The 16666-nt window shown below is 61.8% G+C and carries 16 protein-coding genes; 7 read left to right on the forward strand and 9 right to left on the reverse strand.

The window, feature by feature from the left end:
• Window positions 1-205 (forward strand): transposase (locus tag P7F28_RS27750; protein WP_277183261.1); only part of this gene is annotated, 205 nt, incomplete at its 5' end.
• 60 nt (window positions 206-265) lie between these two features.
• Here the strand turns inward: P7F28_RS27750 and P7F28_RS27755 are convergent.
• Complete coding sequence (locus tag P7F28_RS27755; protein WP_277188070.1) at window positions 266-1657, reverse strand: HdeD family acid-resistance protein; 1392 nt, start codon at window positions 1655-1657, stop codon at window positions 266-268.
• Window positions 1658-1981: 324 nt separating this feature from the next.
• Here P7F28_RS27755 and P7F28_RS27760 point away from each other — a divergent pair, with 324 nt between their 5' ends.
• Window positions 1982-3154, forward strand: a complete 1173-nt coding sequence (locus tag P7F28_RS27760) for a glycosyltransferase (protein WP_277188057.1) — start codon at window positions 1982-1984, stop codon at window positions 3152-3154.
• On the opposite strand, the gene waaA is transcribed toward P7F28_RS27760, so the two are convergent.
• The 4 genes from waaA to P7F28_RS27780 all read right to left on the reverse strand — a co-directional run bounded on the left by waaA (window position 3151) and on the right by P7F28_RS27780 (window position 8017).
• Window positions 3151-4467 carry a lipid IV(A) 3-deoxy-D-manno-octulosonic acid transferase gene (gene waaA, locus P7F28_RS27765; protein ID WP_277188071.1) on the reverse strand — a complete coding sequence of 439 codons (1317 nt, stop codon included), beginning with the start codon at window positions 4465-4467 and terminating at the stop codon, window positions 3151-3153. The two genes, P7F28_RS27760 and waaA, sit on opposite strands and share 4 nt — an antisense overlap.
• Before the next feature lie 44 nt (window positions 4468-4511).
• Window positions 4512-5396 (reverse strand): Kdo hydroxylase family protein, encoded by an 885-nt coding sequence (locus P7F28_RS27770; RefSeq protein ID WP_277188058.1) that lies wholly within the window; start codon window positions 5394-5396, stop codon window positions 4512-4514.
• 55 nt (window positions 5397-5451) lie between these two features.
• Window positions 5452-6504, reverse strand: coding sequence for a lipopolysaccharide heptosyltransferase I (gene waaC, locus P7F28_RS27775; RefSeq protein ID WP_368860379.1), 1053 nt, complete (start codon window positions 6502-6504; stop codon window positions 5452-5454).
• Window positions 6505-6616: 112 nt separating this feature from the next.
• Complete coding sequence (locus P7F28_RS27780; RefSeq protein WP_277188060.1) at window positions 6617-8017, reverse strand: phosphomannomutase/phosphoglucomutase; 1401 nt, start codon at window positions 8015-8017, stop codon at window positions 6617-6619.
• 408 nt (window positions 8018-8425) lie between these two features.
• Between P7F28_RS27780 and P7F28_RS27785 the strand changes: the two genes are divergently transcribed.
• From P7F28_RS27785 to P7F28_RS27805, 5 genes are read left to right on the forward strand one after another with little or no spacing between them, the layout of a single operon-like run.
• The gene (locus P7F28_RS27785) at window positions 8426-9688 is read left to right on the forward strand and encodes an oligosaccharide flippase family protein (protein ID WP_277188061.1); all 1263 of its coding nucleotides are present in this window, start codon (window positions 8426-8428) and stop codon (window positions 9686-9688) included.
• Window positions 9685-10494 (forward strand): glycosyltransferase, encoded by an 810-nt coding sequence (locus P7F28_RS27790; RefSeq protein ID WP_277188062.1) that lies wholly within the window; start codon window positions 9685-9687, stop codon window positions 10492-10494. Before P7F28_RS27785 ends, P7F28_RS27790 begins: the two co-directional genes overlap by 4 nt.
• Window positions 10495-10526: 32 nt before the next feature.
• Window positions 10527-11654 carry a glycosyltransferase family 4 protein gene (locus P7F28_RS27795; protein WP_277188063.1) on the forward strand — a complete coding sequence of 376 codons (1128 nt, stop codon included), beginning with the start codon at window positions 10527-10529 and terminating at the stop codon, window positions 11652-11654.
• 23 nt (window positions 11655-11677) lie between these two features.
• Window positions 11678-12694 (forward strand): UDP-glucose 4-epimerase GalE, encoded by a 1017-nt coding sequence (gene galE, locus P7F28_RS27800; protein ID WP_277188064.1) that lies wholly within the window; start codon window positions 11678-11680, stop codon window positions 12692-12694.
• A gap of 57 nt (window positions 12695-12751) precedes the next feature.
• Window positions 12752-13864 carry a glycosyltransferase gene (locus P7F28_RS27805; protein WP_277188065.1) on the forward strand — a complete coding sequence of 371 codons (1113 nt, stop codon included), beginning with the start codon at window positions 12752-12754 and terminating at the stop codon, window positions 13862-13864.
• Window positions 13865-13909: 45 nt separating this feature from the next.
• Here P7F28_RS27805 and P7F28_RS27810 read toward each other — a convergent pair whose 3' ends face one another.
• From P7F28_RS27810 to P7F28_RS27825, 4 genes are all read right to left on the reverse strand, one after another.
• Complete coding sequence (locus P7F28_RS27810) at window positions 13910-14605, reverse strand: dienelactone hydrolase family protein (RefSeq protein WP_277188066.1); 696 nt, start codon at window positions 14603-14605, stop codon at window positions 13910-13912.
• A gap of 17 nt (window positions 14606-14622) precedes the next feature.
• Window positions 14623-14997, reverse strand: coding sequence for a hypothetical protein (locus tag P7F28_RS27815; protein ID WP_277188067.1), 375 nt, complete (start codon window positions 14995-14997; stop codon window positions 14623-14625).
• Window positions 14988-15641 carry an ImmA/IrrE family metallo-endopeptidase gene (locus tag P7F28_RS27820; RefSeq protein ID WP_277188068.1) on the reverse strand — a complete coding sequence of 218 codons (654 nt, stop codon included), beginning with the start codon at window positions 15639-15641 and terminating at the stop codon, window positions 14988-14990. The genes P7F28_RS27815 and P7F28_RS27820 overlap by 10 nt, the downstream gene beginning before the upstream one ends.
• 112 nt (window positions 15642-15753) lie before the next feature.
• On the reverse strand, window positions 15754-16666 hold a 913-nt coding region (locus tag P7F28_RS27825; RefSeq protein WP_277188069.1), incomplete at its 5' end, for a glycosyltransferase.

A 16666-nucleotide genomic window follows, 5' to 3' on the forward strand; every position in this document is an offset into this window, starting at 1 on the left:
CGCCATCGAAAGCATGCACATGCAACTGCGCAAGATCGTCAAGAACCGCGGCCACTTCCCCAGCGACGACGCCGCCAGCAAATTACTCTATCTGGCCTTGCGCAACATCGAGAAGGACTGGAAGATGCCGCCTATCACTTGGCGGCAAGCAGCCAATCAGTTCGCCATTCTCTTCGGCGAGCGCTTCACCTGCGCCATCAGCTGAGATTTTTTTACCGACCTCAGCACACAAGATTTCTGACAGGTCCTCGACGGCAGAAGGCGATTACCCGACCTTCTGCCCGACCGCATCATTCGTACTGACTTCAGGCGGCCGATCTTCGACATGCACCGCCACCCTCTGCTCCTCCGCCCACCGCTTCCTCGACCTCGCCATCGTCCTTAACGCCAGCCGTGCCATCTTCACCCAGCCATTCGGCCTTGGATCAGCAAGCATGCTGAGCGCACGCGCATAGTCCAGCGTCAAACCCGGCGTCCACGCCATCGTCGCGGCGCGCTTGCGTACTTGTGCAGCCACCCACAGTTCAGGCGTCGTCGCGATACGCCAGAACGGCCGCCATCCACCGCCCGCGCCCCACGCGCGCGCCGACGCGCCCTCGATCGCCGCCTCCAGCGCCCGCGCCACCGTGCTCGAACAATTGCGATACGTCAGGTTATACGTCTCATCCCTTCGATACTCCGCCCAGAAGCGCGCCAGCCGCTGCGGATCGTAGTTACGGATGCGCACCTTGTGCGTCGACTCGCACCACGCCTTCGACTCGGTCGCATAGTCCGGCTGATATAAGCCGGGCACATCATTGTCGCGCGTCGCACGCAGAATCCGCGCGAATTCATCAGGAGAACGCTCGATTTCCACTGCCGGATACAAGCTGATATACACGCCCTCGGGCGTTTCCAGCGCCGCATGTCCCGTCGATATCGCGCCGTGCTTGTCCACCGCCGCGATGTATCGATCGACGATCAATTGGCGCTTCGGCTCCATCTTCGCGGACCCCACCGGCGTCCACACATGCACGGTCAGCGCGTTTTCATGCGGCTCGGGCGGTCCTTCCCACACGACATTCGCGAAAGGCGACGGCGCTTCACCCTCAGTCGCCGGAATCGACGCCATGCGCTTCACACGCGACGCCAGCAGGATCATGTTCCAGCCGCCGAAGAACAAACCGAAGGCGACGCAATACGCCACCGTCCCCGCATAGTGCGTCGGATAAGGCTGATACAGGAATATGGCGATGGCGATTTCCAGCACGCCGCCCGCCACCGCGATCTTCCAGCGCCGGTAGCGCACCACCCGCGCGGCGATAATCTGCAATGCGCCATCGACGAGAAAGAGCGTGCCGAAGATCATCGACAGCGCGAAGTTGCCGTGCTCGCCGCCGATCAGCACCAGCAGCGCCGCCAGACTGAACGCGATGCCCTTCACATAGCGCAACTGACGCTGCCCGCCGATTCCCGTCCACGCGACGGCGAGCGTCGCCAGTCCTTCGAGCAGCAGCAGGAAGGCGAACGGTGTGATCGGGAAATACAAAGCGCCGTCGAGCGCGTCGGAGAAAATCACGATGCCCAGCACGATGCTCAGGATGCCGAGGAACATCACCGAACGCCAGCGCGTGCGCAGGTAGTCGACGCCGAGCAGAATCATCACGAGACGGACCATCGCTTTCCTCCGATCGAACGCGCCGTGCATCGGGTCGCGCTGGAGCATAGTTTGGCGATCCATCCACGCGACAGCAAGCGCGCAACGTACCGATAAGTTCCGGCAAATTCGGCTGAAAGCTCCCTGAATGGAACGCTTCGTCCATTCTGCGTGCGCTTAGTCGACTGCGGTAGCATACCGGCTTGAACATCTTCGAGATTGCTCTTACGAAGAGCGACTCCCCAACCCGTGCCGATTGCAGCCCTATCCCCGAGACCCGCCGCCGCTCACCGACACCACGCGACCGCATCCGCGCCGCCGCCCGCCGCGCAGCGCGTCCCGGTGATGTTCCACATCGTGGATTTCGGGGACGGAGGAATCGAGTCGTCGCTGATTCAGTGGCTGCGCGTGTTCGATCGGACGCATTTCAAGGTGACCTTATCGGTCATGCATCCGTCGCCGGCGTTCGAGAATCGCTTTCGCGCGCTGGTGCCGCCTGATGTGGACATCGAAATTCTGGTGGATCGCGGCTGGCTGAACTTCTTCCAGACGCGTCGCTATGCGCGTCGCCTGAGCAAGCTCGGACGCGTCGCGCGCGATGTGTTCAATACGCTCGCCGTGCGTCCGTACGTGAAGCAGCGCGTCGCGGCGCTGGCTCAACAGCATGCGCTGATCGTCGATTACGACATGTCGCTGCGGCGTCTCGCCGGCCAGTTCGGCACCGCGTGGCTCGGCGTCAATCACTTCAGTTTCGATGCGCGTCTCGCCAATCGGCCGCGCAAGAAGCGCCGGCTCGCGACGCAATTCGCGCGTTATCACGGCGTCGCCGCGCTCAATCAGCATATGGCCGACGAAGCGCGCGCGATGTTCGGCGGCGTGCTGCAACGTTTGTTCGTGCTGCCGAATGCAATCGATATCGAACGAATTCGCGACAATGCCACCGCGCGCGACGTGCCGCCGTGCGATGCGCCGTACATCGTCTCGGTCGCGCGGCTTGATGAGATTCAGAAGGATCACCGCACGCTGCTGCGCGCCTACGCGCGGCTGGTGCAGGACGCCGACATCGCTGAACATCTGGTGATCGTCGGCGATGGCGCGTTTCGTGGCGAACTCGAAGGCTTGTCGCGCGAGTTGGGGATTGCATCGCGCGTGCATTTCGCGGGGTATCGAAATAATCCGCATGCGCTGGTGGCGGGTGCGCGGCTACAAGTGCTGAGCTCGCACTATGAAGGTATGCCGATGGTGCTGCTCGAAGCGCTCGCGCTCGGCAAGCCAGTCATTGCCAGCGACTGCCCCACCGGTCCGCGCGAGATTCTCGGCGATGGGCGCTTCGGTATGCTGTTCGAAGTCGGCGCCGTCGATGAACTCGCTCAGGCCATGCGCCGCCTTCTCGGCGATGACGTTCTGCACGACCGCATGGCGCAACGCGCGCTGGAGCGGGCGGAGGAATACGGCATTACCGCGAGCAATGCGCGGTTTGCGCAGTGTGCGGCGGAGTTGGTGGCGATCGAGCGCTAAGCCTCGTCATTCCCCTCGAGCAACGCGCTCAACACCGACACCGTCCGCTCCGTCGCTCCGCGATGCGCCGCCGCAAACGCCGCAGCGGCGGCGCTCATCCCCAGCCGGCGCGGTTTGTCGTTGAACAGTTCGCGCAGACCGCGCGCCAAATCTTGCGGATCTTCCACACGCAACGCCGCGCCTGCGTTGATCGCATCTTTCGTGGCTTGCGTGAAATTGAACGTATGCGGTCCGATCAGCACCGGCACGCCCGCCGCGCACGCTTCGATCAGATTCTGCCCGCCCAGCGGCAACAGACTTCCGCCGATAAACGCCAGATCCGCCGCCGCGTAATACGCGCCGAGCTCGCCCATCGAATCGCCCAGCAGCACTTGAATGTACGGCGGCAACGCATCCGGCACATCCGCGCCCGATCCGGCCGCGACCGGCTTCGGCGCCCACACGGAACGACGCGCGCTCGTCATGCCCATGCTCGTCACCAGCGCCGATACTTCATCGAACCGCTGCGGATGGCGCGGCACGAGAATCAGCAACGCATCCGGCACATTGAGCGATGCAAACGCGCGCAACACCAACGCTTCCTCGCCTTCACGCGTACTCGCCGCGACCCACACCGGACGATCACCGATTGCCGCGCGCCACGAATGACCACGTTCGATCAGTTCCGGCGGCGCGCTCATATCGAACTTGAGATTGCCGAGCACGGCGACATTGCGCGCGCCGAGCGCGGACAGACGCTCCGCATCGGACAAGGTCTGCGCCAGCACACGCGAAAACCCGCCGAACACTTCGCGCACCGCACGCCCGAAACGCGTCGCGCGTTTATACGAGCGCTCCGACATGCGCGCGTTGGTCAGCACCAGCGGCACATCGGCGCGTTTGCATTCGTCTATCAGCGTGGGCCACACTTCCGTTTCCATCACGATACCCAGCGACGGACGCCACGCGCGCAGAAAACGCCGCACGAAGGCGGGTGAATCGTAGGGAAGATAGCTGCGCATCACGCGGTCGCCGAACAATTCGATGCCCGTCGCGCGACCGCTCGGCGTCATATGCGTGAGCAGGAGCCGCGCTTCGGGATGCGCCTTCAGCAACGCTTCGATCAGCGGTTGCGCGGCGCGCGTCTCACCCACGGACACCGCATGCACCCAGATCAGCGGCGCGAGATCGCTGGCGCTGCGAGCCGGCCCGCGGCCGAACCGCTCCGCAATATGTTCGCGATATCCCCGCTCCTTGCGCGAGCGAATCAGCAATCGCAACACCGCAAGCGGCGCAACGATCCACCACGCCGCGCGATAGATCAGCCGTAGCACGACGGCCGAAGCCGGTGGCGTAATGGACGACGGCGCGACGGTGCTCAAACGAGCGCCCGGCCTTTCAGGCGTTCGAGAATGCCGAGCGGCGCGTGATCGGGACGCGCCATCGACTTGACTGGCAGGAAGAAGGTCTGCTCCATCATGAACTGGCCGGACATGACCGCGTGCGAAGTCTGATCAGAGAAACAGACCCACACCGAGCCCGGCGGAAACGGCATGGTCTGTTGCGGCGAGACCTTCTGATAATCCAGATCGGCCTTCATCGCGTCATGCAGATGGAGCATCAGATGGTCGTATTCCGAGCGCGGCGACTTGGTGATGTGGAGCAGGTTCATCAGCCACGCGGAACCGGGCGTCTGCGCCTTGATGTTCGGCAGGAAGCGCTTCGCCATGTCTTCGAACGGTTCGCCCACGCGCCACACACGCGGCGCGCCTTGCGGATTGATATTGGTGAACACGCGCAGAATGCGCTCGCCGTAGTTCGGGCGCGATGGGAAGGCATCGACGTGAAGGCGGCTGTCGTCCTTGCGCCAGGACGTTTCGCGCGTTTCCACCTGATGCAGCCGCAGACTCGTCGGCGCGACGCGCAGTTTGCCGTCGTACTCGGGGAACAGGCCATCGACGAGCGAGCGCGCATTCGCCTGATACCGCGCGATCAGCGAGCGCACCGCCGATTGCATCACGTTGTCGCCCATCACGCCGTTGAGCGCGCCGCCGCTGGGCGCGAGGCTGATGTTCTTGCGCTTCGGGTCCGCAATCGCGGGATCGAGCAGCGCGCGTTCACCGCCGTCGATAGCGAAACGCAGATTGGGAAAGTACAGCACTTTGCCGCTTTCGACGCCGGCGAGCAGGGCTTCGCGCGACGCGGACAGGTTCTTGCCCTGCCAGTCGCACGATGCCACTTCGATGATTTGAGATTCCGTCATGGTGCCTTCGAACTTGGGTTGCCCGCGCACGGCGTTGGTCGGATCTGGCGATGCGTTACAGCAGACCGAAGCCCGTGAGCGCGGTTTTGACCTCGGATAAAGTCGGATGCCGGCTCGCGTCGCCCAGATTGATCACGTTCGGCGACCAGTAGCCGCCGGTGCGCCATGCGGTCGAGAAATTGTACAACTCGACGGTCGGCCGCTTCAGCGCTGCGGCAATATGAACGAGGCCGGTATCGACACCGACCGTGGCCGCTGCGCCTTCGATCAGACCGACCACGGCGGGAAGCGAGAGCTTCGGCGGCACGATCGCCGCCGCGCCGAATTCCTTCGCGAGCTTCTCACTCGTTGCGCGCTCGGCCTCGCTGCCCCACGGCAGCACGATCGATGCGCCGCGCGTCACCAGCGCCTGACCCAGTTCGATCCACGCGGCTTCGGGCCATTGTTTATCGGCGCGTGAAGTGGCGTGTACGAACACGACGTAAGGAACCGGAAGATTCAGCCCGAGTTCGGAAACGGCCAGCGTTGCACGGCGCGTATCGATGCCGAAGTCGATATCGTCGGTCATCTGAGGCTTGGGCAAACCGAGCGCCGCCGCCACCAGTTGCCGCGTCCGTTCGACGACATGCGTACGCGGTTCGATCGGCACACGGCGGTCGTAGAAGAATCGCACCGGCCATTCGAAGCCCGCGCCTTCGGTGCGATTCGCCAGCCCCACCAGCGGCCCGCGCGCCCAGCTCGCGACCCATGCGGATTTGACCAGTCCCTGGCAGTCGATCACCAGATCGTATTTTTCCGCCTCGAGTTCACGCCTGAACTTGCCGATCTCACGCCAGTTCGCGGGCGACGCCCAGTGCTTCTTCCAGCGCCGCAGTGAAAACGGGATCGCGCGATGCACGCCATCGACCAGTTCGACGAGACTCGCGAAGCTCTCCTCCACCAGCCAGTCGATACGGGCATCGGGAAAACGGCGGCGGATGTCGGCGATGGCCGGCATGTTGTGAACGACGTCGCCAAGCGACGACACGCGGACGATCAGGATCTTTTGCACGCTGGGGATTGGAGCACGCGAGGGGCGCGCGTCGGAGTTGGGGAAATTGAGACGAATCGGGGATTTTAGCGCGGCCCGCACGCGCGCCGGTGCGTTTTCAAGGGCATGAATAAAAACGGCACGGTCGCCAAACCGTGCCGCGTCCTACTTCCTAACCACTACCACTTACTCAGAACGGCAGCTTCGCATCTGCCTTCTCCGCCAGAATCACACGGCGGAAATCCTCCTGAATGCGCTTGAGCGCGGCTTCGTTGTCCGCTTCGAAACGCATGACGACGACCGGCGTCGTGTTCGACGAACGCGCGAGGCCGAAGCCGTCCGGATATTCCACACGCAGACCGTCGATGGTCAGCACGTCGTCCGCGCCGGTGAACTTCGCGTTCTTTTGCAGTGCCGAGATCAGCTTGACGTTCTCGCCCTCTTCCATCTTGATCTGAAGCTCGGGCGTCGAAAGCGAATCCGGCAAGTCGTTGAGCAGCTTGCTCGGATCGGCCACGCGCGAGAGTATTTCAAGCAGACGCGCGCCGGTGTACAGGCCGTCGTCGAAACCGTACCAGCGGTCCTTGAAGAACACGTGGCCGCTCATTTCTCCTGCCAACGGTGCGCCCGTTTCGCGCAGCTTCGCCTTCACGAGCGAGTGGCCGGTCTTCCACATCACCGGTTCGCCACCCTGATCGCGCACCCACTTTGCCAGATTGCGCGTGCACTTCACGTCGTAAATAATCTGGCCGCCCTTGTTGCGCGACAGCACTTCCTGCGCGAACAGCATCAACTGACGGTCCGGATAAATCACCTGACCGTCTTTCGTCACGACGCCGAGACGATCGCCGTCGCCATCGAATGCGAAGCCGACTTCGGCGTCCGTTTCCTTCAGCGCCTTGATGACGTCCTGAAGGTTTTCGACGTGCGCCGGGTCCGGGTGATGGTTCGGGAAGTTGCCGTCGATCTCCGTGAACAGTTCGACCAGTTCGCAGCCCAGCGCCTTGAACAGCTTCGGCGCGAGTTCGCCCGCCACGCCATTGCCCGTATCGACGACGATCTTCATGCCGCGCACCGGCTTCACATCCGACACGATGCGGTCCAGATACATCTGCGATACATCGAACTCGGTATAGCTGCCTTCACCCGTCGAAAAGTCGCTGTTGACGATACGCTGATACAAGCCCTGAATCTGCTCGCCGTAAATGGCCGCGCCGCGCAACACCATCTTGAAGCCGTTGTAGTCGGGCGGATTATGGCTGCCCGTCACGACGATGCACGAATCCACGCGACGCTCGCCCGAAGGCAAAGGCAGCGGCACGCTCGCTGCGAAGTAACCGACCGGCGTCGGCACCATGCCGACATCGACCACATCGACGCCTGCTGCGCGCAGGCCGTCGGACAATGCGCCGACCAGTTCCGGGCCGGAGAGACGGCCATCGCGCGCGACCACGACCGAGTCGCCGCCCTGCTTTTTGATTTCGCTGCCGAACGCCTGGCCGATTTGCTTCGCGACGTCGGCGGAAACGGTTTTGCCGACGATGCCGCGGATGTCGTAGGCCTTGAAGATGGATTGCGAGACTTGGCTCATGAGATGGCTACCTCTTCCCTATTGATTGATGGTTTCCCGGCGATGCAGCCATGAGGGCGTGCAGGTCGTGACGATACTTGACGATAAAAAGCGCGCCGATCCGCGCGGACCGCTTCTGATTCTGCCGTCACTTCGATTAAATCTTTACGACGGTCCCGCTGCCGGGCGGGCCTGACTTCGCACTTATAATCGCTGTCTTTCTGCGTGGCGATTTGCGCGGCGTTTGCACTAAGCAATCTGCGATAAAAATACTGCGCTTTATTCTAATCCAATGCCCAACCGCTCTAAGCCCCGGATGCCGTCGAATCGGGCGCCTTCGCGCGCAAACACACAAAACTTAACCGGAACGCGCGCGGATCAGGTGGCGCTAGCACGCGGCATGCCTGATATGTCGTTCGGGAATTGCGCATGAAGATGTTGTCGCGCGCGGAGAATCCGGACGTCGCAAGGGCGCTGGCGAATATCGTCTGGCTGGGAATGGAGCGGCTCACGCAGATTGCGGTGGCTATCGTCATTTCGGGTTTGCTGGCGCGGTATCTCGGGCCGGACGTGTTCGGCAAATGGCAGTACGCGAACACGCTGCTGCTGGTGATCGCGCCGGTGACGTGGGTGTGCGGTGCGGAAATTCTGGTGCCGACCATCGTGCATCGTCCGCCGGGCGATACGGGGTCGGTGCTCGGCAGCGCGTTTGTGTTGCGCATCGGCGTGTCGGTGCTGGCGCTGGCGTTGACGTGGGCGTGGATCGCGCTCGGTTTTATCAATCCAACCGTCGGCGCGATGCTCGCCGGCCTCGCCGTGACGCTGCTCTTTCGTGAGCCTTTCATCGGCGTGATCAATGCGTGGTTGCAAAGCATGACGTACAGCAAGCCGCAATTGCTGTCGAGCATGGTGGCGGCCATCGTCAAGGCGGCGCTGGTGTATGCGCTGGTGCGCGCGGCGGCTTCGGCGTCGAGTTTCGGCTGGTTGTGGGCTCTGGAGGCGGCGGGCATCGGCGCGGCGCTGGTGCTGTATTACATGCGCCATCACGGCGGCAAGTTGGGCTGGCATTTCGATCGCGCGCTGTTTCGGCATTTCGCAAGCGCGGGCACGGTGTTCTGGATTGGCCTGATCTGCATGTATCTGTTTCTGAAGCTCGACCGGCTGATGCTCGCGCATCGCGTATCGTTCGCTGAACTGGGCTTGTATTCCGCCGCGCAGCAATTGAACGAGAACTGGATTGCGCTCGCGTTGATGCTGTCGCAAACCATCGCGCCGGCGTTTGTGTATCGCGTGCAGGACAAGGCGCTGCTGCGGCGCAATCTCGTGCGTTTGTTCGCCATGACCGCCGTGCTGATGACTGCCGGCGCGGCCGTGCTCGATGCGCTCGCGGGCTTTATCATCGCGCGCGTGTTCGGCCCGAATTACGCGCAGGCGACGGAGATCTTCCGCTGGGCGGTGTGGCTTTCGGTGCCTGCGGGGATCGAGGCGATCGGCAATCTGGTCGTGCTCAAATATCAGGCGAAGTACGTGCTGCTGTCGAAATGGCTGCTCGCGCTGTTGGTGGCCGCCGTGGTCAACGTGTTTGCGATTCCGCGCTTCAGCGGCTACGGCGCGCTGGTCGGCCTCGCGGCGGGTTATGCGGCGGCGGCATCGATCAACTTCTACTACATTCGATTCCGCCTGCGCGCATGAACGCTCTTGACGCTCTCCACGATGTCGCCGTCCTGATTCCCGCGTTCAACGGCCAGCCGGATCTGAACCGCACGCTCGCATCGTTCGATGAAAGCGCGACCGTGCGCGTGCTGATCGTCGATGATGGCAGCACGCCGCCGATCGTCGCGCCTGCTATCGATGGCATGGAGATCGAGATCGTGCGAATGGCGCAGAACGGCGGTATCGAACGCGCGTTGCAGACGGGGATCGATGAACTGGCGAAGCGTGGCGTGCGCTACGCGGCGCGCATCGATTCCGGCGATCTGGCGACGCCCGGCCGGCTGGCCAAACAACGCGCGTTCATGGAAGCGCATCCGAACGTCGCCGTGGTCGGCATGTGGACGCATGTCGTATCGATGCAAGGCGCGCCGCTGTTCGATCTCACGCCGCCGACCGAACCCGCCGCGATTCGCCGCGCGATGCTCGCACGCTCGTGCTTCGCGCATCCCTCGCTGATGCTGCGCGTGGATGCGGTCCGCGAAGTCGGCAACTATCGCGCGCAGTATCGCGCCGCCGAGGATTTCGACTTGCTGTTGCGCCTGATGGAACGCTACGACGGCGCGAATCTGCCCGAGTTCGGCCTGTACTACGAGTTGAACGATGGCGGCATCAGCGCGAGCAAGCGGCGTCGGCAGGTCGTGTCGACGCTGCGTCTGCAATGGCGTTATCGGCGGGCGGCCAATCTGCTCGACTGGATCGGGCTGGCCAAGAGTCTCGCGCATTTGCTGCTGCCGTATAGCGCCTTGAGGGGATTGAAAGAGAAGCTCCTGAAGTCTCCTACCTGAAATCGAATTATTTGGATCGTGCGCTCACGTTGATGAAGAACCTTCGCATCGCCCTCGTCTGCAATACGGCGTGGGCCATTTACACCTATCGACGCGGCCTGTTGCGCATGCTGACGGCGCGCGGCGCGCAAGTGACGATCATCGCGCCGCGTGATCGCACTTTCGAGCCGCCCATCGAAATGGGCTGCCGGTGTGTGGAGCTGCCCGTCGCCTCAAAAAGCACCGATCCGCGCGACGATCTGAAGACGCTGTTGGCGCTGTATCGCGAATATCGCGCGACGAAGCCGCATCTCGTGTTCCATTACACGATCAAGCCGAATATCTACGGCTCGATTGCGGCGATGCTCGCGCGCGTGCCATCGATTGCCGTGACCACCGGTCTTGGCTACACGTTCATCCAGAAGAGCCGCGCGGCGCAGATTGCCAAGCGGCTGTATCGCTTTGCGTTTCGCTTTCCGCGCGAAGTGTGGTTCCTCAATCGCGACGATCATCAGGCTTTCGTCGATCAGAACCTGCTGGTGCATCCGGATCGCGCGCGGCGGCTGCATGGCGAGGGCGTCGATCTGGACGATTTCGCTTTCACGTCCCTTCCCGGGCGGGAAGACTTCGTCTTTATTCTGATCGGCCGTCTGCTGTGGGACAAAGGCGTGCAGGAATATGTCGATGCCGCGCGCAGCCTCAAATCGCGCTATCCGCACGCGCGCTTTCAGTTGCTAGGTCCCGTCGGCGTCGATAATCCGAGCGCGATCACGCGCAGCGATGTCGACAAGTGGGAGCGCGAGGGCATCATCGAATATCTGGGCGAAGCGAACGATGTGCGTCCGCTGATCGCCGCCGCCGACTGCGTGGTGCTGCCGTCGTATCGCGAAGGCGTGCCGCGCACGCTGATGGAAGCCGCCGCGATGGGCCGCCCGATCGTCGCCACCGACGTGCCCGGCTGCCGCGAAGTGGTCGATCACGACATCACCGGCTATCTGTGCGAAGTGAAAAACGCGACCAGTCTGTCGACACAACTGGAGCGCATGCTGACGCTTTCGCACGCCGAGCGTGCGGTCATGGCGCAACGCGGCCGCGAAAAAGTCACCCGCGAATTCGACGAAAACACCGTGGTCGAACGATACAAAGGCACAATACACGCCATCACCGGCATTTCACTCTGATTCCGGCTTTCTGGAGAGCTTCTATGAATGACACGATTCTGGTCACGGGCGGTGCGGGTTTTATCGGCTCGCATACGTGCGTGGAGTTGCTGAACGCGGGCTACGAGGTGGTCGTGGTCGACAATCTCGTGAACAGCCGCGCCGAATCGCTCAAGCGTGTGCAGCGCATTACCGGCAAGACGGTTGCCTTCTATCAGGAAGACGCGCGGGACAAAGCCGCGCTGGAACGTATTTTCGATGCCCACAAGATCACCGGCGCGATCCACTTTGCGGCGCTGAAGGCGGTGGGCGAATCGGTGGCGAAGCCGATCGAGTATTACAGCAACAACATGGGCAGCCTGCTCGCGGTGCTCGAAGTGATGCGCGACCGCAATGTGCGCAATTTCGTGTTCTCGTCTTCCGCGACGGTCTATGGCGTGCCGGAAAGCGTGCCCATCGACGAAAGTTTTCCGCTGTCGGCGACCAACCCGTACGGCCAGTCGAAGCTGATCGCCGAGCAGATTCTGCGCGATCTGGAAATCTCCGACTCCTCGTGGCGCATCGCCACGCTGCGTTATTTCAACCCGGTCGGCGCGCATGAAAGCGGGCTGATCGGAGAAGATCCGGCGGGCGTGCCGAACAATCTGATGCCGTATGTGGCGCAGGTGGCGGTCGGCAAGCTCCGGCAACTGCGCGTATTCGGCAGCGATTACGACACACACGATGGCACCGGCGTGCGCGATTACATCCACGTGGTCGATCTCGCGCGCGGCCATATCGCCGCCATCGATGCGCTGAAGAAGCTCGACCGCAGCTTTGTCGTGAATCTGGGCACGGGTCAGGGTTACAGCGTGCTGGATGTGGTGAAGGCGTTCGAAGCGGCATCGGGCAAGCCCGTGCCTTACGAACTCGTGCCGCGCCGCCCCGGCGATGTCGCCGCGTGCTACGCGGACCCTGCCGCTGCGGCGAAGCTGATCGGCTGGCGTGCGGAACATGGCATCGAGCGCATGTGCGCCGATCACTGGCGCTGGCAGTCGCAGAATCCGCACGGATTCGCCTGACGCTCTCAAGCGGTCTGGACGCGTTGTCCGGGCCGCTTTTTTCATTGGTTCTGGTACATGCTTAGTTTCGCGCTTGCTTTTCTGGTCTCGCTGGCCGTGACCTTGTTTATCGTGCGCTTTGCGCATCTGCACGAAGGCGTGCTCGGCGATACCGATCTCGCCGGCGTGCAGAAGTTTCACGCGCGGCCGGTGCCGCGGATCGGCGGTGTCGGCATCATTTGCGGGCTGACGGCTTCCGCCATTCAGTTGCGATGGACGTATCCGGCTGTGTCGGCGGGCATTCTCGGCGTGATCGCGTGCGGGTTGCCGGCGTTTCTTTCCGGATTGATCGAAGACCTGACCAAGCGCGTAACGCCGCTGGTGCGCCTCATCTGCACGATGGCCGCTGCCGGTCTCGCCTACGTGGCGCTCGATATTGCGGTGACACGCATCAGCGTGCCGCCGCTGGATTTTCTGCTCACCTACGCCGCCATTTCCTGCGCAGTGACCGTGCTCGCGGTCGCGGCACTGGCGAACGCGGTGAATATCATCGATGGCTTCAACGGCCTGGCATCGATGGTCACGTTCATGATGTTCGCCTCGCTCGCCTATGTGGCGTTCCAGGTGCACGATCCGATCGTGCTGTCGGGATCGCTCATCATGATGGGCGCGGTGATGGGCTTCTTCATCTGGAATTTTCCCGCCGGCCTGATCTTTCTCGGCGATGGCGGCGCGTACTTCGTCGGCTTCATGCTCGGCGAACTCGCGATCATGCTCGTGATGCGCAACCGCGATGTCTCCGCGTGGTATCCGGTGCTGCTGTTCATGTACCCGATCTTCGAGACGTGTTTCTCCATTTACCGCAAGAAGTTCATTCGCGGCATGTCGCCGGGCATGCCGGACGGCGTGCATCTGCATATGCTCGTCTACAAGCGGCTGATGCGCTGGGCCGTGGGCGCAAAGAACGCGCATGAACTGACGCGGCGCAATTCGCTGACGTCGCCATACTTGTGGCTGCTGTGCCTGATCGCCGTGATTCCGGCGACCTTGTTCTGGCGGCACACGCTGCATTTGTTCTGCTTCGTCGTGGTGTTCGCTGCGACTTATGTGTGGCTGTACATCAGCATCGTGCGGTTCAAGGTGCCGCGATGGATGGTGTTTCGCCGGCCTCATTCCTCGCTGAAAAAATAGTTCGCATAGTTCGATAACGCCGCCCTCTCCGGGCGGCGTTTTTACTTATGCGAGATGCGTTTTGAAGAAGTCTGCCGTGCGGTCATTGGCGAGTTGCGCGGCGGCGGCATCGAAATGTTTGCCTTGATTGCGCGCGAAGGCATGATGGCAACCCGGATACGTGTAAGCCTCGATATTCGAATGACCTTGCACGGCCGAGAGCACGCGATGGCGGGCATCGGCGGAAATGAACTCGTCTTCTTCGGCGAGATGGATGAGCAGGGGGACTTTCACCTTCGGAAGTTCGCCGAGATGCTGATCCGTGCCACCGCCGTAATACGATACCGATACATCGACGTCCGTGCGCGCTGCGGTCAGGAAGGACAGCAGGCCGCCCAGACAGAACCCGACCGATCCGATCTTGCCCTTCACCTGCGGCAACGTGCGCGCAAAGCCGATGGTCGCGGCGATATCTTCGACGCCTTTGTTCACATCGAACGCGTTGTAGAGCTTGAACGCTTTCTGCCATTCCTCGTCGGTGCGATCCGTCAGTTCCACATTCGGCTCGATACGCCAGAACAAATCCGGACACAGCGCGACATAGCCTTGCTGCGCGTAGGCATCGCAGGTTTCGCGCATGTCGCCGTTGATGCCGAAAATCTCTTGAATGACGACGACAGCGGGTGCTTGTGCTTGCGAGGGATAAGCAACGTAGGCGTCGAAATTGCCGTCGGGGGTGGAGATGCTCAGGGTTTCGGACATGGGGGCTCCTGTGAGGTTCAGCCAGCGGGTTTGCTTCTGCTGCCAAGATATTGCTTGAATATTTCAGCCAATTCGGTGATGACGGATTGCCACAGCGAAACGGCGGATTTGTCGTCTTTTTGTGATTTGTCTTGAAACACGAGACGCATCAACGGAAGCACTGAAACCACGACTAGGGATGCTATGACAATGATCGGTGTAAGAAACAGCGCGGTATGAGGTGTATCGGTCTGAAGTGTGCCGTTGAAGACTCGTGCGCCAAAGGCACGCAGCCAGATTGCAAACATGATCAACGGAACGAGCAGGAAACCCGATACACCGAAGAACGCGTAGTGCCTCAGCTTACGATAGTGCTGTCGATCAGCAACCAACTCGAGCGTAATTAACGACACATCCGCGCTAGATCGATTGCCTCCTGCTCTATCCTGCGTACTTCCGCTTCCATCGCACGTATTTCCGCCTGCATCGCGCGAATAGGTGCTTCCCTGACTCTCTTGCTTGGTATCCATCCTAATGCTTCCAATCTGTATTCAAGATTCGCCATTGATACGCCGAAGACTTCGATCATCTCTCGCGGATCGACCAAATTCCGCTTCATGATCAACGTCTCGAACGCAAGTCCCGGCATCAGCAACTCACGCGCAAACTCATTCGCCAGCGCATCGCGCACGGTGCGCGGGTCGTTGGCAAGCGCGTGGCACGTGTCCTCGAAGTAATCGCCGTGATGCAGCATGTAATGGCCGAGTTCGTGCGCGATTGCATAGCGTCGCGAGACGTCATTGCTATTCGCGTTGACCGTGATGCGCGGACGCCCGTTCACGAATTCGAACCGGCCGAGCATCGCCGCGTCCATCTCCGAAGAGACGTCGACCTCGACGCCCAGCGAACGCGCGATCTTCGCGGCATCGACAGGAAATACGCCGTCCCAATGTTCCATTGCCTGCATGACTGCCATAACCAGTTGCCCTCCATCAACAAATATCACCTGCAAAAGATAGTTCGCTATCCTTCGCGTTAAGTTGACGGAGTCTATCATCCGTGATCGGGCGCACTTGCGCACCTCGACCGAATGGCATAAGCAAAAGGGATAAATCAGGCAGCCAAATTGAAACCGCCCGCGAACGCGGGCGGCTATGACATCGAAAGACTTAAAGCGCTGGCGCCGCTCGCGGCATGCCTTGCGTCACCTGCTTCGCTACCGCCAGATATCGCGCCGCTGTATCGGCTAGTGTCAATCCGCCCAGAGGCCGCTGCGAACGCGGTTCGGTCAACGCCAGCACGAGCGCATCGGCGTAGGCCGAGATATCGTCCGGATCGCAGAGATGCACGGCCGGAAAATCCGCAGCAAAACTAAATGGCCGAATCGTACTTGCCACCACCGGCACACCCGACGCCAACGCTTCCAGAAACGCGATGCTATGCCCTTCCGAACGCGAAGGCATCGCGAAGACGCTCGATGAAAACAGCAAGTCGGCGACATCGGATCGCGGCCCCTGAACCGTCACGCGATCCGCCAGCCCGAGCTTCGTCACCAGATCGCCCACTGCCGCGTGATACGCCGGATCTTCGATCACACCACACAGCAGCAACCGCGCTTCCGGCACACGCGCGACAACATCCTTGAACGCATGCACCGTCGACAATTGATTCTTCACCGACGTATACCGCCCGATCTGCACGATCTGCGCGCCTTCGGCCACCGGCATCCGCGTCCGCATACCGAAGCGCGACATGTCGACGCCATTCGGAATCAGCGTCATCGACGGATGGCGGCCGACTGCGCCGACGTAGTCATCGATATTCGCAGGCGACACCGCGATCACCGCGCGCGCCCGCTTCGACAGCAAGCGTTCGACGCGCCGGAACGATGAGCTTTCGAAGTCGTTGGTCGCCGAGTGCATCACGTAGACGACCGGCACCGGCAGCGGCAATGCGCGCGCATAGAATGCCGGAATAGTGGCGTGCGCGAACAGCACGTCGGCGTTGTATCGGCGGATCGTGGAATAGAGCTTGAGCAGCTTGCCGACACGGCCGTACGGACGCTCGGGAAACAAACACTCG

Source organism: Caballeronia sp. BR00000012568055 (assembly GCF_029439455.1).
In the GTDB taxonomy this organism is placed as follows: Bacteria; Pseudomonadota; Gammaproteobacteria; order Burkholderiales; family Burkholderiaceae; genus Caballeronia.